Annotated in this window: 22 protein-coding genes; 14 read left to right on the forward strand and 8 right to left on the reverse strand. The window is 67.1% G+C overall.

The window, feature by feature from the left end; translation table 11 throughout:
* Nucleotides 1–88: 88 nt before the first annotated feature.
* The 3 genes from ACQ4OD_RS11760 (at nucleotide 89) to ACQ4OD_RS11770 (ending at nucleotide 3,587) form a co-directional block, all read left to right on the forward strand.
* Nucleotides 89–1,624, forward strand: a complete 1,536-nt coding sequence (locus ACQ4OD_RS11760) for an FAD-dependent oxidoreductase (protein WP_430944336.1) — start codon at nucleotides 89–91, stop codon at nucleotides 1,622–1,624.
* A 109-nt stretch (nucleotides 1,625–1,733) separates the two neighbouring features.
* Complete coding sequence (locus ACQ4OD_RS11765) at nucleotides 1,734–2,741, forward strand: aldo/keto reductase (RefSeq protein WP_258600518.1); 1,008 nt, start codon at nucleotides 1,734–1,736, stop codon at nucleotides 2,739–2,741.
* A 213-nt stretch (nucleotides 2,742–2,954) separates the two neighbouring features.
* Nucleotides 2,955–3,587, forward strand: coding sequence for a LysE family translocator (locus tag ACQ4OD_RS11770; protein WP_258600516.1), 633 nt, complete (start codon nucleotides 2,955–2,957; stop codon nucleotides 3,585–3,587).
* A 3-nt stretch (nucleotides 3,588–3,590) separates the two neighbouring features.
* Here the strand turns inward: ACQ4OD_RS11770 and ACQ4OD_RS11775 are convergent, their stop codons facing one another.
* Nucleotides 3,591–4,778 carry an MFS transporter gene (locus ACQ4OD_RS11775; RefSeq protein ID WP_139670337.1) on the reverse strand — a complete coding sequence of 396 codons (1,188 nt, stop codon included), beginning with the start codon at nucleotides 4,776–4,778 and terminating at the stop codon, nucleotides 3,591–3,593.
* 111 nt (nucleotides 4,779–4,889) lie between these two features.
* Here ACQ4OD_RS11775 and ACQ4OD_RS11780 point away from each other — a divergent pair, with 111 nt between their 5' ends.
* The gene (locus ACQ4OD_RS11780) at nucleotides 4,890–5,810 is read left to right on the forward strand and encodes a LysR family transcriptional regulator (protein WP_430944337.1); all 921 of its coding nucleotides are present in this window, start codon (nucleotides 4,890–4,892) and stop codon (nucleotides 5,808–5,810) included.
* Nucleotides 5,811–5,836: 26 nt separating this feature from the next.
* Here ACQ4OD_RS11780 and nfsB read toward each other — a convergent pair whose 3' ends face one another.
* The gene (nfsB, locus tag ACQ4OD_RS11785) at nucleotides 5,837–6,490 is read right to left on the reverse strand and encodes an oxygen-insensitive NAD(P)H nitroreductase (protein ID WP_139670333.1); all 654 of its coding nucleotides are present in this window, start codon (nucleotides 6,488–6,490) and stop codon (nucleotides 5,837–5,839) included.
* Nucleotides 6,491–6,593: 103 nt separating this feature from the next.
* Between nfsB and ACQ4OD_RS11790 the strand changes: the two genes are divergently transcribed.
* The 4 genes from ACQ4OD_RS11790 to ACQ4OD_RS11805 all read left to right on the forward strand — a co-directional run bounded on the left by ACQ4OD_RS11790 (nucleotide 6,594) and on the right by ACQ4OD_RS11805 (nucleotide 9,705).
* Nucleotides 6,594–7,514 (forward strand): LysR substrate-binding domain-containing protein, encoded by a 921-nt coding sequence (locus ACQ4OD_RS11790; protein WP_430944338.1) that lies wholly within the window; start codon nucleotides 6,594–6,596, stop codon nucleotides 7,512–7,514.
* A gap of 34 nt (nucleotides 7,515–7,548) precedes the next feature.
* A complete protein-coding gene (locus ACQ4OD_RS11795; RefSeq protein WP_139670329.1) occupies nucleotides 7,549–8,163 on the forward strand; it encodes a LysE family translocator in 615 nt (204 codons plus the stop codon).
* A 77-nt stretch (nucleotides 8,164–8,240) separates the two neighbouring features.
* Nucleotides 8,241–9,071: an AraC family transcriptional regulator gene (locus ACQ4OD_RS11800; RefSeq protein ID WP_139670327.1), complete on the forward strand. Its 831-nt coding sequence runs from the start codon at nucleotides 8,241–8,243 to the stop codon at nucleotides 9,069–9,071.
* Nucleotides 9,072–9,120: 49 nt separating this feature from the next.
* Nucleotides 9,121–9,705, forward strand: coding sequence for a LysE family translocator (locus tag ACQ4OD_RS11805; protein WP_102682845.1), 585 nt, complete (start codon nucleotides 9,121–9,123; stop codon nucleotides 9,703–9,705).
* 7 nt (nucleotides 9,706–9,712) lie between these two features.
* Here ACQ4OD_RS11805 and ACQ4OD_RS11810 read toward each other — a convergent pair whose 3' ends face one another.
* Nucleotides 9,713–10,606: an EamA family transporter gene (locus ACQ4OD_RS11810; protein WP_139670325.1), complete on the reverse strand. Its 894-nt coding sequence runs from the start codon at nucleotides 10,604–10,606 to the stop codon at nucleotides 9,713–9,715.
* Between the two features lie 261 nt (nucleotides 10,607–10,867).
* Here ACQ4OD_RS11810 and ACQ4OD_RS11815 point away from each other — a divergent pair, with 261 nt between their 5' ends.
* Both ACQ4OD_RS11815 and ACQ4OD_RS11820 read left to right on the forward strand, forming a co-directional pair.
* Nucleotides 10,868–12,265, forward strand: coding sequence for a purine-cytosine permease family protein (locus ACQ4OD_RS11815; protein WP_198755141.1), 1,398 nt, complete (start codon nucleotides 10,868–10,870; stop codon nucleotides 12,263–12,265).
* 122 nt (nucleotides 12,266–12,387) lie between these two features.
* The gene (locus ACQ4OD_RS11820; protein ID WP_198755142.1) at nucleotides 12,388–13,695 is read left to right on the forward strand and encodes a substrate-binding domain-containing protein; all 1,308 of its coding nucleotides are present in this window, start codon (nucleotides 12,388–12,390) and stop codon (nucleotides 13,693–13,695) included.
* Between the two features lie 5 nt (nucleotides 13,696–13,700).
* Here the strand turns inward: ACQ4OD_RS11820 and ACQ4OD_RS11825 are convergent, their stop codons facing one another.
* A complete protein-coding gene (locus ACQ4OD_RS11825; RefSeq protein ID WP_139670320.1) occupies nucleotides 13,701–15,035 on the reverse strand; it encodes an ATP-binding protein in 1,335 nt (444 codons plus the stop codon).
* Nucleotides 15,032–15,778, reverse strand: a complete 747-nt coding sequence (locus ACQ4OD_RS11830) for a response regulator (RefSeq protein ID WP_139670318.1) — start codon at nucleotides 15,776–15,778, stop codon at nucleotides 15,032–15,034. The genes ACQ4OD_RS11825 and ACQ4OD_RS11830 overlap by 4 nt, the downstream gene beginning before the upstream one ends.
* Nucleotides 15,779–15,899: 121 nt before the next feature.
* On the opposite strand from ACQ4OD_RS11830, the gene ACQ4OD_RS11835 reads away from it, so the two are divergent.
* Together ACQ4OD_RS11835 and ACQ4OD_RS11840 are read left to right on the forward strand one after the other, a co-directional pair.
* Nucleotides 15,900–16,238, forward strand: a complete 339-nt coding sequence (locus tag ACQ4OD_RS11835; protein WP_139670316.1) for a hypothetical protein — start codon at nucleotides 15,900–15,902, stop codon at nucleotides 16,236–16,238.
* Complete coding sequence (locus ACQ4OD_RS11840; protein ID WP_430944339.1) at nucleotides 16,235–16,894, forward strand: DUF3313 domain-containing protein; 660 nt, start codon at nucleotides 16,235–16,237, stop codon at nucleotides 16,892–16,894. Before ACQ4OD_RS11835 ends, ACQ4OD_RS11840 begins: the two co-directional genes overlap by 4 nt.
* A gap of 151 nt (nucleotides 16,895–17,045) precedes the next feature.
* Here ACQ4OD_RS11840 and ACQ4OD_RS11845 read toward each other — a convergent pair whose 3' ends face one another.
* Complete coding sequence (locus ACQ4OD_RS11845; protein ID WP_430944340.1) at nucleotides 17,046–18,098, reverse strand: NAD(P)-dependent alcohol dehydrogenase; 1,053 nt, start codon at nucleotides 18,096–18,098, stop codon at nucleotides 17,046–17,048.
* 177 nt (nucleotides 18,099–18,275) lie between these two features.
* Between ACQ4OD_RS11845 and ACQ4OD_RS11850 the strand changes: the two genes are divergently transcribed.
* A complete protein-coding gene (locus tag ACQ4OD_RS11850) occupies nucleotides 18,276–19,181 on the forward strand; it encodes an AraC family transcriptional regulator N-terminal domain-containing protein (protein ID WP_430944343.1) in 906 nt (301 codons plus the stop codon).
* Between the two features lie 25 nt (nucleotides 19,182–19,206).
* On the opposite strand, the gene ACQ4OD_RS11855 is transcribed toward ACQ4OD_RS11850, so the two are convergent.
* Nucleotides 19,207–19,803 carry a TetR/AcrR family transcriptional regulator gene (locus tag ACQ4OD_RS11855; protein WP_430944341.1) on the reverse strand — a complete coding sequence of 199 codons (597 nt, stop codon included), beginning with the start codon at nucleotides 19,801–19,803 and terminating at the stop codon, nucleotides 19,207–19,209.
* A 93-nt stretch (nucleotides 19,804–19,896) separates the two neighbouring features.
* Between ACQ4OD_RS11855 and ACQ4OD_RS11860 the strand changes: the two genes are divergently transcribed.
* On the forward strand, nucleotides 19,897–20,511 hold the full coding sequence (locus ACQ4OD_RS11860; protein WP_430944342.1) for an NAD(P)H-dependent oxidoreductase: 615 nt from the start codon (nucleotides 19,897–19,899) through the stop codon (nucleotides 20,509–20,511).
* Nucleotides 20,512–20,560: 49 nt separating this feature from the next.
* Here ACQ4OD_RS11860 and ACQ4OD_RS11865 read toward each other — a convergent pair whose 3' ends face one another.
* On the reverse strand, nucleotides 20,561–20,878 hold the full coding sequence (locus ACQ4OD_RS11865) for an I78 family peptidase inhibitor (protein ID WP_198755147.1): 318 nt from the start codon (nucleotides 20,876–20,878) through the stop codon (nucleotides 20,561–20,563).
* Between the last annotated feature and the right edge of the window lie 239 nt (nucleotides 20,879–21,117).

Here is a 21,117-nt window from a genome sequence, read left to right on the forward strand (position 1 = left end):
TGTTGTAATCACCCTTCCGATCGTCGGCTGAGCGCAGCCTGGGCCCATGGCAGGCGTCAAATGAACACTACCTGCTGAGGAGATCCCCATGACCTTCCATGCCGTGGCCAGCCTCGACCTGCTCGAAGAACACCGTCCCCTGCGCGTCCAGGCCGGCACCGAAGACATCGTCCTGGTGCGCCAGGGCGAGCGGGTGCGTGCCTACCAGGCCAACTGCCCGCATGAGGGCGCGCCACTGGAACAAGGCGCGGTCTGTGGGGGGTTGCTGATCTGCCCATGGCACAAGGCCGCCTTCGCCGTGGATGAGGGCGCGGTGTGCGAGCCCCCGGCGCTGGCCGGTCTGCGCCGTCATGCCGTGCAGGTCAGGAACGGCCAGCTATGGGTGGACGACCAGCCACTGCCCGAGGCCGAAGCGCCGCGCCACCGCGACGCGCGCACCTTCGTCGTGGTGGGTGCCGGCGCCGCCGGGGCGGCCGCCATCGCCACCTTGCTCGACCATGGCTTTGCCGGGCGCCTGCTGTGGATCGACCAGGAACAGCCGAACGCCTACGATCGCACCGCGCTGAGCAAGTTCGTCATCGCCGGGCAGATGCCGGTGGACGACGTATCCTCATTGCTCGCCCCAGTCGACCTGCGCCGAGGCCAGCTGCGGCGCATGCACGGCAAGGTACGCGCGCTGGATGCCGGCAAGCGCGTGATCAGCCTGGCCGACGGCCAGCAGTTGAAGTACGACGCCGCCCTGCTGGCCACCGGCGGCAAGCCCTACCGCCCCCAGCTCCCCGGCGTGCAACTGCCCGGCATCTGCGTACTGCGCTCGCGCACCGATGCCGCGCAGCTGCTCGACCTGGCCGAGCCGGGCCAGCCGGTGGTGATCATCGGCGACGGTTTCATCGGCCTGGAGGCCGCCAGCGCCCTGTGCAAGTACGGCCTGCAGGTGCATGTGGTCACGCGTCACGCCATCCCGCTGGCCCGGCAGTTGGGCGAGCGCGTCGGCCAGACCCTGCGCGAGCTGCATGAGCGCAAGGGTGTGCAGTTCCACGGGCCGACCGAGGTGATCGGCTTCGAGGGCCACGAGCGCGTCGAGGCCGTGCTGCTGGCCAATGGCGAGCGCCTGGAGACCGCGCTGGTGCTGCTGGGTACCGGCGTCACCCCGGCCACCCGCTTCGTCCAGGGCCTGCCCCTGGCCGAAGACCATTCGCTCACGGTGGACGCGCACCTGCAGGCCGCCGACGGCCTGTGGGCGGCGGGCGATATCGCCACTTTCCCCCTGGCTGGCCGCCCGGTGCGCATCGAGCACTGGCGCCTGGCCCAGCAGCATGGCGTGATCGCCGCCGCCAACATGCTCGGCGAACGGCGCCGCTACGACGACGTGCCGTTTTTCTGGACCTACCAGCACGGGCGCACCTACGAGGTGCTCGGGCATGCCGCGGGTTGGAACCGGATCGAGTACGTCGGCACGCCGGAGCAAGGCGACTTCGTTGCCCTGCAATGCCTGGACGACCAGGTCGAGGCAGTGATTGCCAAGGGCTATTCACGGGCCATGGCGGTGCTGTCGCAGCGCCTGAAGCGGCCGCTGTCGAGCCGCGAGGCGCGTGAGTTGATCGATGCCTGGGCGGAAGGATGAGCCTCGCGCCAGCGCCTTGAAACGGTGCCTGGCCTGCGCTTTCAATGCAGGGAGGAACTGTGTAAAAGAGGGAAACCCCTCTCATGGCATCAGAAAAGGATTATCTGTAATGATCTACCGCCCTCTCGGCCATTCTGGCCTGCAAGTCTCGGCCCTCACCCTAGGCAGCATGATGTTCGGCGAACAGACCAGCACCGAAGACTCGCTGCGCATCATCGACAAGGCCTGGGACCAGGGCATCAACTTCGTCGACACCGCCGATGTCTACAATGGCGGCCGCTCCGAGGAAATCGTCGGCGAGGCGGTGGCGCGCAACCGTCACGAGTGGATCATCGCCTCCAAGGCCGGCTATGGCCCGGTCGATGGCCTGCCGAACCGCAGCGGCCTGTCGCGCAAACACCTGTTCAATGCCATCGAGGCCACCCTCACGCGCATGGGCACCGACTACCTGGACATCTACTACCTGCACCGCGAGGACCATTCGGTACCGCTGGAAGAAACCGTGCGCGCCATCGGCGACCTGCTGGCGCAAGGCAAGATCCGCTACTGGGGCGTGTCCAACTTCCGCGGCTGGCGCATCGCCGAGATCTGCAACGTGGCGCAAAGGCTCGGCGTGGCCAAGCCGGTGGTCAGCCAGCCGCTGTACAACATCGTCAACCGCCAGGCCGAGCCCGAACAACTCACCGCCGCCGCCTACCATGGCCTGGGCGTGGTGCCGTTCAGCCCGCTGGCCCGTGGCGTGCTCAGCGGCAAGTACGCGCCAGGCTCCACTCCCGACGAAGGCAGCCGTGCCGGCCGCCAGGACAAGCGCATCATGGAAGTGGAATGGCGCCAGGAATCGCTGGCTATCGCCCAGAAGATCCATGCCTATACCGAGGCCAAGGGCGTGGGCATCGTCGAATTCGCCATCGCCTGGGTGCTGAACAACCGCCTGGTCAGCTCGGCCATCGTCGGGCCGCGCACCGAGGCGCAGTGGGACACCTATGCCGGTGCGCTGGAGGTCAAGGTCACGGCGGAGGACGAGGCCTTCATCGATTCGCTGGTGACGCCCGGCCATGCCTCGACGCCCGGTTTCAACGATGTCGCCCACTTCGTCAGCGGGCGCCTGGCGCGCTGACACCTGCTCCAGGGCGTGGAGTGAGGCGTGGGAGCGGGCTTGCCCCGCGATGAAGGTTGCGCAATGCCTGGCACCCGCTACGCGGGTGTTCGCGGAGCAACCCGCTCCCACGTTCTCCCCTGCAGATCGACAGTTCATGTGTCCGCAAGCCCAATGGCGGTCCGCGCCGATTACTGGCATTGTGTGTCTTTACCAGCGCAAAGGACGCGCTCCATGGCCCTGCACCTCTGGTTGACGTTCTCCTTCGCCTACCTGCTCACCTCGCTGCTGCCCGGCCCGAATGTCCTGCTCACCGTGCGCAATGCCTTGCGCTATGGCCCTTCCGGCATGGGCATGACCCTGTTCGGCAACCTCACCGCGCAACTGCTGACGATCACCGCCGTGGCCATGGGCGTGGGTGCCCTGCTGATCTCGTTGCCCACGGCGTTCCTGGTGCTGAAGCTGGCCGGCGCCGCTTACCTGATCTACCTCGGCCTGCGCCAGTTGCTGGGTAAAGGCGCCCCCACCGCGTCGACGGCGCAGGTGGTCGCGACGCCGCCCCAGACGCAGTGGCGGATCGCCGTGGAAGCCTTCCTGGTCTCGGCGAGCAACCCCAAGACTCTGGTATTTTTCTGCGCCTTCCTGCCGCAGTTCCTCGAGCCTGGGCGGCCAATCTTCTGCCAGTTCGCGGCCATGTACCTGAGCGGCTCGCTGATCGTCTGCCTGGTGCACTCCTTCTACTGCTTCACCGCCTGGCGCTTCGGCCTGCGCCTGAAGGCTTCGCCCCTGGCGGCCTGGTTCAAGCGCGCCAGCGGCGCGCTGTTCATTGGCCTGGGCGTGCGTCTACTCAACACCCGGGCGGTGTAGGCCTCACTCGCTCGCCAGCATGGCCAGGGTGGCGATCATCGCCAGTGCAGCGAACCCACACGCCACGTAGCCCAGGGCGCCCAGACCCAGTACCTGGATCGTCGCGCCGCCCAACGCCGCACCGGCGGCGATACCGGCATTGGCCGCCGACACGTTCAAGGTCCCGGCCAGGGCCTGGGCCTTGGCGCCGGCCTGCATCACCCGCACCTGGCAGACCGGGAACAGCGCGGTGTAGGCGATGCCCCACAACACCAGCGCGCCGCCCAGCAGCCATGCAGTGCCGAGCAACGGGGTGACCGCGCCCATGCCCAACGCCAGCATCGCCAACAGCAGCAGTGTGGCCCGCAGTGGGCTGCGATCGACGATGCGCCCGGCCAGGCCGTTGCCGAGCATGCCGACCACGCCGAAGCCCATCAGCCACCAGCCCACTTCACCGGCCGGCACGGCGGCCAGCTGTTCGAGCGTCTCGGCCAGGTAGGTGTAAGCAGTGAACATGGCAGTGAATACCAGCGCCGAGAGCAGTACATGGGCGATGAAGCGACGGTCCTTGAGGATCACCGTCTGTCGCTCCCCCGCCGCACGGGCGGGTGCAGCCGGCACGCTCGGCAGCCACGCCCACATCAACAGCGCCACCAGCAGGCACAGCCCGGCGAGCAACGCGAAACTGCCACGCCAACCGACCAGCCCGGCGGCCAGCGTGCCCAATGGAATGCCGAAGACGAATGCGGCGGTAATGCCCAGGTACACCCGTGACACCGCCCAGCCCTCGCGCCCCGCCCCGGCCAATTGCCCGGCGCTTTCGCTGGCGGTGCCCCAATACACCGGCAAGGCCAACGCGGCGATGAAGCGTGCCAATGCCAGCACCCAGATGTTCGGCGCCAGCGCCGACAGCGCGTTGGAGGCAGCGAACACCAGCAGGATGGCGATGAACAGTCCCTTGCGCGGCATTGCCGACAGCCAGGCAGTGAGCGGCGGCCCGAACAGCATCACGGTCACGGCGAACAGCGTGACCAACTGGCCCGCGCCCGCCACCGACAGGCCAAGGTCACGGGCCAGCGCCGGCAGGAGGCCGAGGATCAGGAATTCGGTGGTCAATACCGCAAAGCCGCCGATGGCGAACAGGCCGATGGACAACCCCGTACGCGGCGCTGGGCGCGTGAGGGTGGCGTGGGTCAGGCTGGAAGTGGGCATCGGCTGCGATCCTTGGTGAATGGCAGGCCAGCTTAATCTGGAAGTATGTTCCGATTACTGGTAGTTATTCCTTTATCAAGTGAATCAGATTCAGTAATAAAAGGCCTCGCCATGTCTGCCTCGGAACGCCTCAAGGACATCGACTTCTTCGTCAGCGTGGCCAACGCTGGCAGCTTCATCGCCGCCGCCGAACGCATGAGCCTTACCAGTTCCGCCGTGAGCAAGGGCGTCGCGCGCCTGGAGAAACGCCTGCAGGTGCGCCTGTTCGAACGCACCACCCGGCGCCTGGCCCTGACCGACAGCGGCGCCGACTACTACCGCGCCTGCACGCGCGTGCTGGCGGACATCGAGGAAGCCGAGCTGGCCCTCAACGATGAACACCAGACGCCCTGCGGCAAGCTGCGCATCGACCTGCCAGCCACCTTCGGCCGTCTGCACGGCCTCCCCGCCGTACTGGACTTCGCCGCGCGGCATCCACGGCTGCAACCGCACATCACCCTCTCCGATCGCTTCGTCGACCTGGTCGAGGACGCCATCGACATCGTCGTGCGCATCGGCGGACCACAAACCTGGCAGCCAGGCATCGAGCACCGTTACCTGGGCAGCCAGCGCCTGGTGTTCTGCGCCGCCCCCGCCTACCTGGCCCGCCACGGCACGCCCCACGACCTGCAGCAACTGCAGGCCCAGGGTTGCTTGCTCTATGCCTGCGCAGACGGCAGCACGCCGGCCCTGCACTTTGCCGGCGCCCGCCCGGGCCTGACGCAGCTGCGCGGCATGCCCGGGCGCCTGGCCATCGGCGATGCCGAAGGCCAGGCGCTAGCCGTCAGCGCCGGGCACGGCATCGCCCAGCTGCCGACCTGGCTGGTGCAGCGTCAGCTCGATGACGGGACGCTGCAGCAGGTACTGCCGGCGTACGCCATGGAAGGATTGCCGATCAACCTGGCCTGGCGCCGCAACCGCGGACACCTGCCCAAGGTGAGCGCGATGGTCCAGGCCCTGGCCGAACGCCTGGGGCCGCTGATTCAGGGCTGACCCAGGTCAAGCGCCACTGCCGATACTCACAGGAAGGTAAATACCTGCCCCGCCGCCAACCTCGACTTGCTCAGCCCGGCATTGAAATCCTCCTCGCTGCGATAGCCCAGGCTGAGCAGCACCACGCTGGTGTAGCCCTGCTCGCGCAGGCCCAGTTCGGCGTCCAGGGCCTTGGCGTCGAAGCCTTCGATCGGCGTGGCATCCAGGCCGTGTGCGGCGGCGCCCAGCAGCGCGGTGCCCAGGGCCAGGTAGACCTGCTTCTCCATCCAGTGCTGCAGGTCCTTGAAGTCATGGCGGTGCAGGTCGACATAACCGCGGCGGGTCTGGTCCTGAACTTCACGGGCCTGCTCGTTGCGGAAGCGGCCATCGGCGGCTTCCTGCCCCAGCACCGCCTGCAAGTGGGCTTCGGTCATGTTGGTACGGGCGGCGAACACGATCACATGGGAGGCATCGCGCAGCTTCGGGCTGTTGTATGCGAATCGCGCATCGGTGGCCTTGGCCAGGCGCGCCTTGCCTTCGGCGCTGTCGGCCACGACGAAGTGCCAGGGCTGCGAATTGACCGAGGACGGGCTGTGGCGCAACTGCTCGAGCAGCGCGTCGATGGTGGCCTGGGGGATTTTGCGGTTGGCGTCGTAGGCCTTGGTGGTGTAACGGCGTTTGGCGAGGGCAACGGTGTCCATCTACGGCAATTCCTCAAGGGTTCGTGAATGAATGGCATCTTATCTTCCCGACCGCAAAGAAAAACCAGCACAATGCAGCAACACTTTCATCCCTGGAGTGAAAATGCTGCGCATCAATGATCTCGAACTGTTCGCCCGTGCCAGCGCCCTGGGCAGCTTCACCGCCGCAGCCCACGAGGCCGACCTGCTGCCCGGCCAGGTGGCAGCGGCGATCAAGCGCCTGGAGCGCGAGCTCGATGTGCGCCTGTTCGCCCGCACCACCCGCAGCCTGCGCCTGACCGCCGAAGGCGAACTGTACCTGCCCACCGCCCAGCGCGTGATCGATGCCCTGCGCCAGGGCCGCGAGGACCTGCATGGCAGCCACAGCTGCCTGCGCGGCGTGTTGCAGGTGGCGGCGCCCTCGGACATGGGCCGCAACCTGCTGCGGCCCTGGCTCAGTGCATTTCGCCGCGAGCATCCGGGGTTGGGCCTGCGCTTCTTCCTCTCCGACCAGTTGGCCGACCTGTACCGCGACCCGGTGGATGTCGCCATCCGCTACGGCCAGAACGAGGACGCCAACTACATCGCCCTGCCCCTGGCGCCGTGGAACCGCCGGGTGCTGGCGGCCTCGCCGGACTACCTGACGCGCCATGGTCGCCCGCTGACCCCCGAGGACCTGCAGCAACACGACTGCCTGCTGTACCTGCAGCAAAGCCGGGTGTACGACAAATGGCGCCTGGGCAACCGCACCGTGCAGGTGCGCGGGCCGCTGTTCAGTGACGATGCCGACGTGGTGCGGCGCTGGGCGCTGGAAGGCGAAGGCATCGTCTACAAGTCGTGGCTGGATGTCAGCGCCGATGTCGCCGCCGGCGAGCTGGAACTGCTGCTGCCCGAGTACCCCGGCGAGCTGACCCCGGTGACCCTGGTGTGCCCGCACCGCAAGCAGCTCACCCCCGCCGTGGCCCAGTTGCACCTTTGGCTGCGCGAGCGTTTCGCCGCGCTGCGCCCGGACGACATGTTGCAGCCGTTGTCGCCGGGCGTATAGTGCATCCACCCCCGACCGCAAGGAGCTGTCATTCATGCCGAGCCTGGAATTTCTCGTCACCGCGCTGATCATCGTGCTGATCCCCGGCAGCGGGGTCATCCTCACCGTGTCGAGCGCCCTGGTGGCCGGGCGACGGGCCTGCCTGTGGACCGCCACCGGTTGCACCCTGGGCATCGTCCCGCACCTGCTGGCGTCGGTACTGGGCCTCTCCGCCTTGCTGCACACCAGTGCCCTGGCCTTCCAGGGCCTCAAGTTCGCCGGCGTCGCCTACCTGCTGTACCTGGCCTACGCCACTTGGCGCGACCGTGCGGCCTTCGCCGTGGACGCGCACGCCACCCCCGCCGCCGCCAGCCAACTGGTGATCAAAGCCTGCCTGCTGAATATCCTCAATCCCAAGCTGACGCTGTTCTTCCTCGCCTTCCTGCCACAGTTCATCACCCCGCAGGCCGGCTCCGCGACCGTGCAGATGCTCAGCCTCAGCGCGGTGTTCATGGCCATGACCTTCATCGTCTTCGTGATCTATGGCCTGCTCGCCCACCTGTTCCGCCGCGCCGTGATCGAGTCGCCGAGGGTGCAAGCCTGGTTGCGCCGCGGCTTCGCCGCCTCATTCGCCGGGCTCGGCCTCAACCTGGCACTGGCGCAGCGCTGAAGGCTGCACAATCGTTCTAAACATCCGGGTCGTTTGTGCGTTAAGGTCATCCATCGCCCCCCCACACGGCCCGCCCCATGAGCAACTGGATCGACCTCAGACAGGACGCCGACACCGGCATCGAGTCGGTCCGCGCCCATTTCACCGGCCACGCCTACGACCCGCACTGGCACGACAGCTTCCTGGTCGGGGTGACCGAACAGGGCGTGCAGCAGTTCAACTGCCGCCGCGAACGCCATTGCAGCACGCCCGGCCAGGTGTTCGTGCTCGAGCCTGGCGACCTGCATGACGGCCATGCACCGACCGTGGAAGGCTTCACCTATTCGACCCTGTACCTGGACGCCAACTGGCTGGAAACCGAGCTGCGCGCCCTGTTCGAGCACGCGCCCTCAGGCGCCCTGCCCAGCTTCGGCACCCTGCTGCATCAGGATCCGCGCCTTGCCGGCGCCACCGCCCGGGCCTTCGAGACGGTGCACTACAACGACCTGCGCATTGTCCGCCAGACCGCCCTGGACGATCTGCTGAGCTGCCTCACCGGCCACCTGCACTGGCGCAAACGCCTGGACCCCGATCCACGCCTGCCGCTGTGCGCCCATGTCGCCCGCGATTATCTGCACGCGCACCTCGACCAGGACATCGGACTGGTCGAGCTGGCAAAGGTCTGCGGCATCGACCGCTTCCGCCTGACACGGGCGTTCAAGGCGGCCTTCGGCCTGGCGCCGCATGCCTACCTGATCCAGCTGCGCCTGGCCCGTGCGCGGCGGCTGCTGGCCCTGGGCGAAACGCCGGCCAGCGTCGCCACCGCCCTGGGCTTTGCCGACCAGAGCCACCTGGGCCGCTGGTTCCGCCGCGCCTACCGGCTGACCCCGGCGGACTACCGCAAGCGCTGCTCAAACCTTCCAGACTGAAGCCGCGCAGGCCGCGACCATGGTGCTTCGATCACACGGAGCCCTGACCATGTCGCACTCGCTGCTGCCCTTTATCCTGTTTGCCCTGGCCGCCAGCATCAGCCCTGGGCCGACCAACCTGTTGATCCTCGCCCACGGTGCCCGGCGCGGGCTACGCGCCAGCCTGGCACCGATCGTGGCGGCCTGCTGCGCGGCGGCGGCGGTGGTGTGGCTGGTGGGAATGGGGCTGGGCGCGTTGCTGCTGCGCTACCCCCTGGCGCAAATGGCCATGAGCTGGGCCGGCGCCCTGTGGCTCAGCTGGCTGGCCTGGAAGATGCTGCGCAGTGCCGGCGCCCCCTTGCTGGCGGGTAGCGACGGCGGCCTTGGCCCATTGAGCGCAGCGACCCTGCAGGTGGTCAACCCCAAGGTATGGGTGACGGCGGTGGCGATGGTCGGCCTGTTCGCCACCCCGGCACTGCCGATGGGCTGGCTGGCCCTGGTGTTCCTGCTGGTCGCCCTGCCCAGCATGACCGCCTGGGCTTTGATGGGCATCGGCAGCGCACGCTGGTTGCGCTCGTCGCGGGCCTTGCGCCTGTTCAATCAGGGTCTGGCGGGGTTGCTGCTGGTGTCGGCCTGGTCGGCCTTGCTGGTATGAGCGCCGCTCAGGTGCGCCCGGGGCTGGCGGTGCGCAGGCGCATTCCCAGGCGCGGCCCGAACACGTTGATCAACAGGCCCAGCATCACCAGCAGAGCCCCCCAGCCTTGTGCCTCGCTCAAGCGCTCGCCCAGCAGCAGCGCCGCGGAGCTCAGGCCCACCACCGGCACCAGCAGCGAGAACGGCGCCACCTTGCCTGCCGGGTGGCGCGACAACAGTTTGCTCCACAGGCTGTAGCCGACCATGGTGGCGACGAACGCCAGGTACGCCAGGGCCAGCACCGAACTCCAGCCGATGTTGGCCAGGGCATGGCCAATGCGCTCGGGGCCTTCCAGCCACCACGACAGCAGCAGAAACGGCAGCGGCGGAATCAGCCCGCCCCAGATCACCAGGGCGACCAGGTCCACCTGGCCGAAACGCCGGGTGATGATGTTGCCCATGCCCCACATGGCGCCGCCGCACAGGGTCAGCAGCAGCGCGACCAGCGGCACGTGGCCGCTGTCCTCGCTGCCGATCACCGCCAGGCCGCTGGCGGCCACCAGCAGGCCGAGCACGCTGGCCAGGCGCAGCCGCTCGCCGAGAAACATCGCGGCGAAGCCCAGGGTGAAGAACGCCTGGGACTGCAGCACCAGCGAGGCCAGCCCAGGCGGCATGCCACTGGCCATGGCCTGGAAGAGGAAGGCGAACTGACCCAGGGAAATGGTCGCGCCATAGGCGATCAGCCAGCGCCACGGCAGGTTCGGGCGCTTGATCAGGAACACCGCCGGGAAGGCCACCAGCAGGAAACGCAGCGCCCCGAGCAGCATCGGCGGCAGGCCGTCGAGCCCCACCTTGATGACCACGAAGTTGACGCCCCAGGCGATGATCACCACCAGGGCGATCAGCAGGTCCTTGAGTGGCATTGCAGGCATTCCTTCTTCAGGCTTGTTGTAGACATATTTGGTTACAGCATACCGGCATCACGCCGCCGCGGACCAGCACAGTTGCGTACCAGCCTTGTGTAACAGTCGGCTGTGATGGCCGGCAAAAGCACGCGATCACCCTGCGCAAGCTTCACTTGACCAGACTTGTATATACATGCTCATATCGGGCTTCGGCCATCCGCCCTGCGTCCCGCCGATAGCCGCCGCCTTTCACAAAAACAACGAAGCGGAGCCTCCCCGATGTCCAGCAAACCCGTGATCGAGCGCCGCTCGATCGACTACATCCCCGAGTCTGAGCGCCATGGACGCGTCTACAGCCAATTCACCCTGTGGCTGGGAGCCAACCTGCAGATTACCGCGATCGTCACCGGCGCCCTGGCCGTGGTGCTGGGCGGCGACGTGTTCTGGTCGTTGATCGGCCTTTTGCTCGGGCAACTGGTCGGCGGCGCGGTGATGGCCCTGCATGCCGCCCAGGGTCCGCGCCTGGGGCTGCCGCAGATGATTTCCAGCCGCGTGCAGTTCGGCGTGTACGGCGCGGCCATTCCCATGGCCCTGGTGTGCCTGATGTACCTGGGCTTTACCGCCACCGGCACGGTGCTGTCCGGCCAAGCCATCGGCCAGTTGCTGAGCATCAGCGACAGCGCCGGCATCCTGATCTTCGCCGGGGTGATCGTGCTCGCGACCCTGGCCGGCTACCGGGTGATTCACTGGATCGGCCGCGTGGCCAGCGTGCTGGGGATCATCGCCTTCGTCTACCTGTTCAGTCGCATCCTGATGCTGGCCGATATCGGCCAGTTGCTCGACAATCGCCACTTCAGCTGGGCCAGCTTCCTGCTCGCGGTGTCGCTGGCCGCCTCCTGGCAGATTGCCTTCGGCCCTTACGTGGCCGACTACTCGCGCTACCTGCCCAGCCATACCTCGCCACTCAAGACCTTCCTCGCCGCCGGCCTGGGCTCGGTGCTCGGCGCCCAGGCCTCGATGATCCTCGGCGTGTTCGCCGCAGCCATCGCCGGTGGCCAGTTCTCCGGCCGCGAGGTGGCCTACATCGTCGGCCTGGGGGGTGCCGGCAGCACGGCGGCGCTGCTGTACTTCTGTATCGCCTTCGGCAAGGTGACCATCTCGACTCTCAACAGCTACGGCAGCTTCATGTGCATCGCCACGATCATCAGCGGCTTTCGTGGCCACCTGCAGATCAGCCGCATGCAGCGCCTGGTGTTCGTGCTCGGCATCGTCGGCGCGGCGACCCTGGTCGCGCTGCTCGGGCAGCATTCGTTCCTCAGCGCGTTCAAGTCGTTCATCCTGTTCCTGCTGACCTTCTTCGTGCCCTGGAGCGCGGTGAACCTGGTGGACTACTACTTCATCACCAAGGAGCGCTATGACATTCCGGCACTGGCCGACCCGGATGGCCGCTACGGGCGCTGGAACTGGCCAGGCATCGGCGTGTACACCTTCGGCGTGCTGGTGCAGATGCCGTTCATCGACACCAAGCTGTACACCGGACCCATGGTCGCGCACCTGGGCGGTGTGGACGTGTCGTGGCTGATCGGTCTGGTGGTACCCAGCGTGCTGTACTACTGCGTGGCGCGCCGTCGGGCGGCCGAGGCGCCGGCGAGCATCATCGTGCCTGAAGCACGCTGAGCCTGGTCGCGGGTACAGATCCCGCAGCAGCGCGCTTGGCTGCTGCGGGAGCCAGACCTGTCATTTTTTGGTCAAACAACTGTCGTAATCTGCGGTGCAACTCTGTGCCACAGGTCTTCGGCATGCCTCGCCTGCTCCCCCTATTGCTGTGCCTGCTTGCCGGCCTGGCCTGCGCCGCGCCGGCGCAACTGCGCATCCAGGGCTCCAACACCATCGGCGCCGCGCTTGGCCCAGCCTTGGTGCGGGGCCTGTTGCAAGCGCAAGGCGCGAGCGCTATCGAGCGCCAGCCTGGTGCCTCCGCCAACGAGACCACGCTTCACGCTGTCGATCGCAACGGCCTGCCCCTGCGTGTCGACATCGCCGCCCACGGCACCAGCACGGGCTTCGCCGCACTGGCACGGGGCGAAGCGGACCTGGCCGCAGCCTCGCGACCGATCAGTGACAGCGAGGTACAACAGTTGCAGGCCCTGGGCAACCTGCGCGGCGCGGGCTCGGAGCAGGTCATCGCCCTGGATGGCGTGGCGGTGATCACCCACCCGGACAACCCCCTCGCGCAACTGACCACCGGGCAATTGGCGCAGGTGTTTTCAGGGCGGGTGCAGCGCTGGGAACAGCTGGGCGTGCCCGGCGGGGCGATCCACCTGTATGCCCGCGACGACCACTCCGGCACCTTCGAGACCTTCAAGGCCCTGGTGCTTGCCCCGCACAACCAGGCGCTGGCCACCCAGGCGCGTCGCTTCGAATCCGCCGATGCGCTGGCCGCCCAGGTCATGGCCGACCGCCAGGCCATCGGCTTCAGCGGCCTGGGCACGGTCCACCAGGCCAAGGTGCTGGCGGTGGCCGAGGGTGACGCGCCTGCCCTGCTCCCCAGCCGCGCCTTGGTGGCCAGCGAAGACTACCCGCTGTCGCGGCGCCTGTTCTTCTACCTGCCCGCCCACGCCACGCCCCAGGCCAGGGCCCTGGCAGAGTTCGCCCAAAGCCCCGCCGGACAGGCGATCGTCGCCGACCAGGGGTTCGTCTCCCAGCAGGTCAAGCCACAGCCGGTACCGGCCCAGGCCGACATGCCGCCGCGCTACCGGGCACTGGCCAGCGAAGCGCAACGCCTGAGCGTCAACTTCCGCTTCCAGGAAGGCAGCGCCAGCCTCGACAACAAGGCCCTGCGCGATGTGCAACGGGTCGGCGACTACCTGCGTCAGGCCGGCAAACTGCAGGGCAAGGTGGTGCTGGTGGGTTTCGGCGACCCCAAGGAGACACCAGGGCGCGCCGCCCTGCTGTCGCGGCTGCGGGCCATGGCGGTACGTCGCGAATTGGCCCGGACCGGGGTCCAGGCCAGGGACGTGACGGGGATGGGCGACGAACTGCCGGTAGCCGGTAACGATCTGCAACAGGGGCGCCTGCGCAATCGTCGCGTCGAAGTCTGGGTGTACTGACCCGCTCAGCGCCCATCGGGCAGTTCGACCCGGGCCACCAGCCCGCCGCCGCTGCGGTTGCGCAGGGTCAGCTCACCGCCTTGCTCGCGCACGCTGGCACGGGCCGCCGAAAGCCCCAGGCCCACGCCGCCGGTGTCGCGGTTGCGCGAGCCTTCCAGCCGGTAGAACGGGTCGAACACCCGCTGCAAGGCCTCTTCGGGGATGCCCGGCCCGCGGTCGCCTACTTCGATGACGATCAGGTGCCCGGCGTGACTCAGGATGATCTGCGGCTCGCGGGCATACTTCATGGCGTTTTCCAATAGGTTGACGATCACCCGTTTAGTCGCCAGTGGACGGCCGTCATGCACCAGGTGCGCCGGGCCCTTGAAGGCGACGGCAAGCTGCTGGTCGCGGTAGTCGTCGACCAGGGTCTGCAAAAGCTCCGACAGGTCGTAGGCCGTGCGCTGCTCAAGCTGCGTGCCTTCGCGAAAGAACGCCAGGGCCTCGTTGATCATGCTCTGCATCTCCTCCACATCGCGGATCAGCTTGTGCTTGTGGTCCAGGTCTTCCATGAACTCGCTGCGCAGGCGCATGCGTGTCAACGGGGCGCGCAGGTCGTGGGAGATGGCCGCCAGCATATGGGTACGCTCGCGAATGAAGTGCTGGATCTGCGCCTGCATGGTGTTGAAGGCGATGATCGCCTGGCGGATTTCCTCGGGGCCTTCGATGGCGATGGGCGGCGCCTGCAGATCGCCGCCGAAGCGCCGCGCCGCGTTCGCGAAGCGTTGCAGCGGCGCGGCCAGCTGACGGGTGGCAAGCCAGGCCACCAGCAGGGTCGCCACCAGCCCCAGCCCGATGACCACCACCAGCCGTGCCGGAGCGCTCATGCCCCAACTGCGCTCCGGCGGCACGAACAGCAGCCAACTGTCATCATCCAGCCCGACCAGCGCCACATAGTGCGCATCGGCGCTGCCATCAGGCCAGTCGCCCGGGTTGTATACCTCGATCGGGCGTGAAGGGCCCAGCAGTTGCGCCATCGCCGGCACCTGCCCGGAATTGAGCGGCACGCCCGGCCCCGGCAAGCCGAAGTCTGCGCGTCGTGTGCTCCACCTTACCCGCAACGTCGGCGTGCTCGCAGCCTCGGCCAGTTGCCCCCGCAACGCTGGCGGCGCGGTCTCGATCATATGGGCGGTCACGGCGATCTGATCGAGCAGGCCGGTGCGCTCGATGGGCGGACGCGCCCAGCTGCCGGCAAGCTGGACGAACAAGGCGTTGAACGCCAGCGAGGCCAGCAACGCGACGAAGATGGTCAGGGCAATCCGCTTGCGCAGGGTGTCGCGGCCCAGCAGACGACGGATCACGAGCGGGTCACCTTGGCGCTGAACAGGTAGCCGCCATTGCGCACGGTGCGGATGAGGTCCGGGCGCTTGCTGTCGGGCTCTATCTTGCGCCGCAGCCGGCTGACCTGCACATCGATGCTGCGGTCGTAGGCGTCGTGACCATGGCCACGGGTCAGATCGATCAGTTGTTCACGGGTGAGGATGCGCTGCGGGTGTTCAAGGAACACCACAAGCAGGTCGAACTCTGCGCCAGACAGCGGGATCATCACCTGCTCGGGCGAGCGCAGCTCGCGGCAAGTGACATCCAGGTGCCAACCAGCGAAGCCGATCACCGGCCTGGCCGCCTCGCCGCGCGGGGCCTGCTCGCCGGCACGGCGCTGCACGGCGCGCAGGCGGGCCAGCAGTTCGCGCGGGTCGAAAGGTTTGGTCAGGTAGTCGTCGGCGCCCAGCTCCAGGCCGATGATGCGATCGCTCAGCTCGGCCATGGCGGTGAGCATGATGATCGGCACCCCGACCTGCGCACGCAGTTTCTGGCACAGGCTCAGGCCGCCCTCGCCCGGCAGCATCAGGTCAAGGATGATCGCATCCGGGCGCTGGCGCTCGATGGCCGCCCACATCGCCTGGCCTTCGGCGGCCAGGTCCACCTCGTAACCCTGCTGGACGAAGAACTGCTTCAGCAGGGCGAGGATTTCCACATCGTCATCGACGATCAGCAGTCTGCTCACGGTGGTACAGGTCCGGAAAAAAGGCGTATCTAAAACCATTGCGCCGCCCGGGTCATTTATTTCAATCGGGCAACATTTCGTCACGAGTGACACGATTCGGACATCACCTGGCAAACATTACCCTGCACCCTGCGGGCCTTCCATTCGCCGAGGGCTCCCCATGAAGATAGCCGACAGCCGCAACAGCACCGATGTGCAAGAAGGTTGCGCCCCCCTGATCCTCAGCCAGCGCCACACCAGCCGCGGCCAGACGGGCTCCCTGATCGTGCAGCAGGAGAGCCTGGGCCTGGCGGACGACCTGGGCTACATCACCCTGCGGCGCTACTTCGAGCACTACGATCCAGGCTGTGGCGAATGGGTTGAATACAGCCATACCGTGCCCATCCGTGAACTGGTCCACTGGTTGATGGCACATGGCAAGTTGCAGATCCAGGCCTCACAGGACGCGCCCCCGACTCAAGCCTGGCAGGCCGCCGCGCAAGAGGAGCGCCGCCCATGAGCCGGCGGCATCTGCTGACGGTCATGCTGACCAGCACCCTGAGCCTCTCGGCATGCAGCAGCCACAAGCCGGCACCGGCCGGGTTTCTCAAGGACTATGGCCTGCTCACCCCGCACCAGGCGCCGTCTGGCGGTACCGTACTGAGCTGGGCCGACCCGAAGTGGCCACGGGGGCGCTATATCGAGGTCTACCTGGCGCCCAGCCGCTTCTACCCGACTCCCGAACCGAGCCCGCGTATTCCCCAGGCTGCCCTCGCCTCGATCAGCCACTACTACGACGCGGTACTGCGCAAGGAAATAGGCAAGGTGATGAAGGTAGTGGATACCCCTGGCCCGAACACGCTGGTTGTCAGGCCGGCCATTACCCGCATCAGCGCCGACGCACAAAGCCTGCGGTACTACGAGTGGCTGCCGATCACCCTGGTCGCGGCTGGAGTAAGCAGTGCCGTGGGGATGCGCGACCGGGACAGCGAAATCGCCACCGAACTGTCGTTCGAAGCCGGCACAAGCGGGCGAGTGGTGGGCGAGGCGATGCTCGCAGGCACTGGCGTGCCGCTGGAGAACGACCGCCAGGTGATGACGGCCGACAACGTCAAGGCCGTGCTCGATGGTTGGGGCGTCGACCTGCGCCAGGCATATGCGGCCCCCCTCAGATAATGGGCCGTGCCGGTGTGTGGGCAGACTGCCTTCAAAGACCTCATCGCTGGCAAGCCAGCTCCCACAGGGATAGCGCAAGACTCAAGAACTGCGCGGGCGAGGTGGGAGCTGGCTTGCCAGCGATGCGCCGCGTCAGCGGCGCCCTGTCGGCTCAGGCCTTCAACGTGGCCATGTCGATGACGAAACGGTATTTCACATCGCCCGCGATCATCCGCTCGTAGGCCTGGTTGATGTTGCGGATGTCGAGCATCTCGATATCACAGCTGATCCCGTGCTCGGCGCAGAAGTCGAGCACCTCCTGGGTTTCTGCGACACCACCGATCAGCGAGCCGGCCAGCACCCGACGCTTCATCACCAGATTGGCCGCATGCAGCGGCGGGTCGACCGGCTCGATCAAGCCGACCAGGATATGCACGCCATCGAACCGCAGGGTTTCGAGGTAGGGGTTGAGGTCGTGCTGGACAGGGATGGTGTCGAGCAGGAAGTCGAAACGGCCGGCCGCGGCGCGCATCTGTTCGGCGTCGGTGGACACGATCACTTCATCTGCCCCCTGGCGCCGCGCCTCCTCGGCCTTGGCCGCGGAACGGGTGAACAGCGTGACATGCGCCCCCAGCGCCTTGGCGAGCTTGATGCCCATGTGGCCCAGCCCGCCCATGCCCAGCACGCCGACCTTGTGCCCCGGGCCAACACCATGGTGCTTGAGCGGCGAGTAGGTGGTGATGCCGGCGCAGAGGATCGGCGCCGCGCTGGCCAGGTCGAGGCCTTGGGGAATGCGCAGGACGAAATGCTCGCTGACCACGATGCTGCTGGAGTAGCCGCCCATGGTATTGCTGCCATCAACCCGGTCGGGGGTGGCGTAGGTCATGGTCGGGCCTTCCAGGCAGTATTGCTCCACGCCCTGGCGGCAGGCTTCGCAGTGACGGCAGGCGTCGACCATGCAGCCGACCCCGACCAGATCGCCCACCTGGTAGCGGCTGACCTGCGCACCAACCGCGGTGACCCGACCGACGATCTCGTGGCCCGGCATCAGCGGGTAGACGGCGATGCCCCACTCGTTGCGGGCCTGATGGATATCGGAGTGACACACGCCACAGTAGAGGATCTCGATGGCGACATCGTCGACCCGTGGGCTGCGACGCTGGAAGGTCATGGGCGCCAGGGCGCTGGTGGGGGACTGGGCGGCGTAGCCGATGGCGGTGTACATGCGGACCTCTCTCAGGTGAAACGTTTCAGGCGGCGCATTGTGCGCAGCCTGTCCCGCCCCGGCCACGGCCGATTCTCCGGCATGCATGCCTGATTCTCCGGACCTGCCTGCTACCCTCTGGCGCAAGCCATCGAATCTGCGAAGATGACAGTGTCCGATTCTCTGCCCGGTTTCGCCATGCACCTGACTTGCCACGTGGATGCCAATGCCACGCTCTGCTCACTGATCCGCACCCTCGCCACGCGCCCGGGGTTCGTGCCCACTGCCCTGCCCCAGGTCCAGGTCCTGACCTGGGACCACTACGTGGCCAGCAGCCCGCAGATCTACGAACCCAGCCTGATCATCGTCGCCCAGGGCAGCAAGCTTGCGCGCCTGGGCCCGCGAACCCTGGAGTACAGCGCCGGGCATTATCTGGTGCAGGCGCTGTCGGTGCCGTTCCTCTGCGAGACCTTCGCCACACCCGAGGCGCCGCTGCTGGGTGTGGCGGTGGACATCGATCGCGCCATGCTCGGCGAACTGGTGCAAGCCATGAACCTGGGGCCGGATGCCGCGGTTCAGGTACAGACTCCGCAGTCGATGACCTCGGCAGCCTTGGACACGGCCATGCGCGAGAGTGTCGAGCGCCTGCTGCAGTGCCTGCAGGACCCGCTGGACGCCAGGGTGCTGGGGCCGGCGCGGGTGCGAGAGGTGCTCTACACCGCGCTGCGCGGCCCTCAGGCCGGGGTGCTGCGGGCACTGGTCGAACAACAGGGGCATTTTGCCCGGATCGCCTCGGCCCTGGCCTACCTGCGCGAGCACTACGCCGAGCCGCTGGGGGTGGATGAACTGGCCGGCCGGGCGAACATGAGCGTGTCGACCTTCCATGAGCACTTCAAGCGCTGCACCGACCTGGCGCCGATGCAGTACCTCAAGCGCCTGCGCCTGCTCAAGGCGCAACAGATGCTGATCGGCGAAGGCCTGGGCGTGGCCCAGGTGGCGCATCGGGTGGGCTACCAGAGCACCTCGCAGTTCAGCCGCGAGTACAAGCGCCAGTTCGCCCGCAGCCCCGGCGAGGAGCAGACGTACCAGAGCCTGCCGGCTTGATCGCTGGTCCACCTCGCACCGCCAGCTACTGACGCAGGACCATCGCCACGATGGTCGCCTGCAACTCGCGCTTGGCGGCCTCGGCGGCCAACTCGCCGGCCGCCGCCGCCAGGGACAGCGCATCCGCCGCCCCCACCAGCACCCACAGGCCGGCCACGCCGATATCGCCGCCCGCCGCGAAGGGCGCCAAGGCTTCCCGGCATTTGTCCATGAAAGGTCCTTCATAGCCCCGCTTGAGCGCCTCGAGCTCCGGCGAGCCTGCCAATGCGGCGCTGACACCGGGGATCTCGCGCCCTTGGGTCGCCACGCAGTCGACATAGGCCTCAGCGATCACCCAGGCCCGCCCCCGCAGGTCCGTCGGACAACCGGCCAGGGCCGTGTCGAGCATCGCCGTCTGTCGCGCGTCGTACTCCTGGTACAGCGCCAGCAACAATCCGTTGCGGGTTTCGAAGTGGTCATACACCACCGGCTTGGTCACCCCCGCCTGATCGGCCAAGCGCCCCAGGCTCAGGGCATCGGTGCCTTCCTCGCGTACCAGTTGCCAGGCCACATCGAGCAGTTGCCGGCGACGCTCCTCGCGGGACAGGCGTTTGCGCGGCGTGGTCTTTTCCTCGCTTGACATTGATTACCTACCAAAAGTAACTTACCAATCGTAACTTACTGGGAGTATATAACGCTCCCGACGCACTCGCATCCTGATTCTGGAGACTCCACCATGCATGCCCTGATCGTCATCGGTCACCACGACCCCGCCTCCCTCACTCATGCCCTTGCTGAGCAGCTCGCTGAAGGGCTGCGCGCGGCGGGCCACACCAGCGAGTTCGCCGACCTGGCCCGTGAAGGATTCGACCCCCGTTTCAACCTGGCCGACCACGCCGTGCACCGCCGCCTGGGGCCGCCGCCGGCCGATGTGCTGGCCGAGCAGGCGCGCATCGAACGCGCCGACACCGTGGTGCTGGTCTATCCCATCTACTGGTGGTCGCTCCCGGCCCTGCTCAAGGGCTGGGTCGAGCGTGTGTTCAGCAATGGCTGGGCCTTCTACCAGGCTGCGGACGGTAGTACCACAAAGCGCCTGCACGGTTTGACTGCGCACCTGATTGGCGTTGCCGGGGCCGATGCCGGCACTTTCGAGCGGCACGGCTACGGCGAGGCCATGCGCGTGCAGATCGAGCACGGCATCTTCGATTATTGCGGCGCTCGGGTGTTGAGTTCGACGTTGCTGGACGACAGCGAAGGGCAGGATCCGGCACGGCATCTGCGAACCGCCCGCGCATTGGGAGAGAGGATGTTCGCCAGCGAAGGACGGCGCAAACCGGCGACCGTGGCGTGAGCACAGGAAGGCGCGGGCCAGCCCGCGCCAGGTGACCGCGTGCGGGCAATCAGCCGCAGTTGACGCGAGTCACCACACCCTTGTCATCGACATTCAGGTTCAACCGCTCGGAGCGGTACTCCAGGGTGATCATATCGTGCGGCTTGAGGATGCGTGCCATCTGCGAGCCGCTGGCCTTGCGCGCCTGCTCGAGCAGCTCGGCGCTGGCCGGCTTGCCGACGGTGAAATCGGCGCCACTGGCTTCGCAGCGGCCGTCATTGCCGGCCGGGGCGGCAGGGGCGCTAGCGCCCGAAGAGCCACCGGTGCTGCAACCTGCCAGGATGGTAGCCACCAGCAGGGTCGCCAGGGAAGCGCGGGTACGGAACATGAATCCTCCTAAATCGATCCGGGAACTGCCTTATGCGACAGTTTCACCAACGTTTTGTTGCAAAACCCGAGATTCTGCCTGACTCGGCCAGGGGATGCGAAACGCAATCGTCACCGGATTTTGCACCGAACCGCAGGTTCGGCCAGACGCGTGGCTTATGCCTAAGTCGCAGATCCGGTTGCGCAAAGGCATGATTTACTGCAAGAAGTGGAGCATGAAACACCTCCCCTTCGAACGCC

Source organism: Pseudomonas sp. WC1 (genome assembly GCF_050586565.1).
Lineage (GTDB): Bacteria > Pseudomonadota > Gammaproteobacteria > Pseudomonadales > Pseudomonadaceae > Aquipseudomonas.

Excerpts from the sequence above, each read along its gene's own strand:
- ACQ4OD_RS11760 (WP_430944336.1), top strand. The coding sequence starts at position 89 with ATGACCTTCCATGCCGTGGCCAGCCTCGACCTGCTCGAAGAACACCGT.
- ACQ4OD_RS11765 (WP_258600518.1), top strand. The coding sequence starts at position 1,734 with ATGATCTACCGCCCTCTCGGCCATTCTGGCCTGCAAGTCTCGGCCCTC.
- ACQ4OD_RS11770 (WP_258600516.1), top strand. The coding sequence starts at position 2,955 with ATGGCCCTGCACCTCTGGTTGACGTTCTCCTTCGCCTACCTGCTCACC.
- ACQ4OD_RS11775 (WP_139670337.1), bottom strand. The coding sequence starts at position 4,778 with ATGCCCACTTCCAGCCTGACCCACGCCACCCTCACGCGCCCAGCGCCG.
- ACQ4OD_RS11780 (WP_430944337.1), top strand. The coding sequence starts at position 4,890 with ATGTCTGCCTCGGAACGCCTCAAGGACATCGACTTCTTCGTCAGCGTG.
- nfsB (WP_139670333.1), bottom strand. The coding sequence starts at position 6,490 with ATGGACACCGTTGCCCTCGCCAAACGCCGTTACACCACCAAGGCCTAC.
- ACQ4OD_RS11790 (WP_430944338.1), top strand. The coding sequence starts at position 6,594 with ATGCTGCGCATCAATGATCTCGAACTGTTCGCCCGTGCCAGCGCCCTG.
- ACQ4OD_RS11795 (WP_139670329.1), top strand. The coding sequence starts at position 7,549 with ATGCCGAGCCTGGAATTTCTCGTCACCGCGCTGATCATCGTGCTGATC.
- ACQ4OD_RS11800 (WP_139670327.1), top strand. The coding sequence starts at position 8,241 with ATGAGCAACTGGATCGACCTCAGACAGGACGCCGACACCGGCATCGAG.
- ACQ4OD_RS11805 (WP_102682845.1), top strand. The coding sequence starts at position 9,121 with ATGTCGCACTCGCTGCTGCCCTTTATCCTGTTTGCCCTGGCCGCCAGC.
- ACQ4OD_RS11810 (WP_139670325.1), bottom strand. The coding sequence starts at position 10,606 with ATGCCACTCAAGGACCTGCTGATCGCCCTGGTGGTGATCATCGCCTGG.
- ACQ4OD_RS11815 (WP_198755141.1), top strand. The coding sequence starts at position 10,868 with ATGTCCAGCAAACCCGTGATCGAGCGCCGCTCGATCGACTACATCCCC.
- ACQ4OD_RS11820 (WP_198755142.1), top strand. The coding sequence starts at position 12,388 with ATGCCTCGCCTGCTCCCCCTATTGCTGTGCCTGCTTGCCGGCCTGGCC.
- ACQ4OD_RS11830 (WP_139670318.1), bottom strand. The coding sequence starts at position 15,778 with ATGGTTTTAGATACGCCTTTTTTCCGGACCTGTACCACCGTGAGCAGA.
- ACQ4OD_RS11835 (WP_139670316.1), top strand. The coding sequence starts at position 15,900 with ATGAAGATAGCCGACAGCCGCAACAGCACCGATGTGCAAGAAGGTTGC.
- ACQ4OD_RS11840 (WP_430944339.1), top strand. The coding sequence starts at position 16,235 with ATGAGCCGGCGGCATCTGCTGACGGTCATGCTGACCAGCACCCTGAGC.
- ACQ4OD_RS11845 (WP_430944340.1), bottom strand. The coding sequence starts at position 18,098 with ATGTACACCGCCATCGGCTACGCCGCCCAGTCCCCCACCAGCGCCCTG.
- ACQ4OD_RS11850 (WP_430944343.1), top strand. The coding sequence starts at position 18,276 with ATGCACCTGACTTGCCACGTGGATGCCAATGCCACGCTCTGCTCACTG.
- ACQ4OD_RS11855 (WP_430944341.1), bottom strand. The coding sequence starts at position 19,803 with ATGTCAAGCGAGGAAAAGACCACGCCGCGCAAACGCCTGTCCCGCGAG.
- ACQ4OD_RS11860 (WP_430944342.1), top strand. The coding sequence starts at position 19,897 with ATGCATGCCCTGATCGTCATCGGTCACCACGACCCCGCCTCCCTCACT.
- ACQ4OD_RS11865 (WP_198755147.1), bottom strand. The coding sequence starts at position 20,878 with ATGTTCCGTACCCGCGCTTCCCTGGCGACCCTGCTGGTGGCTACCATC.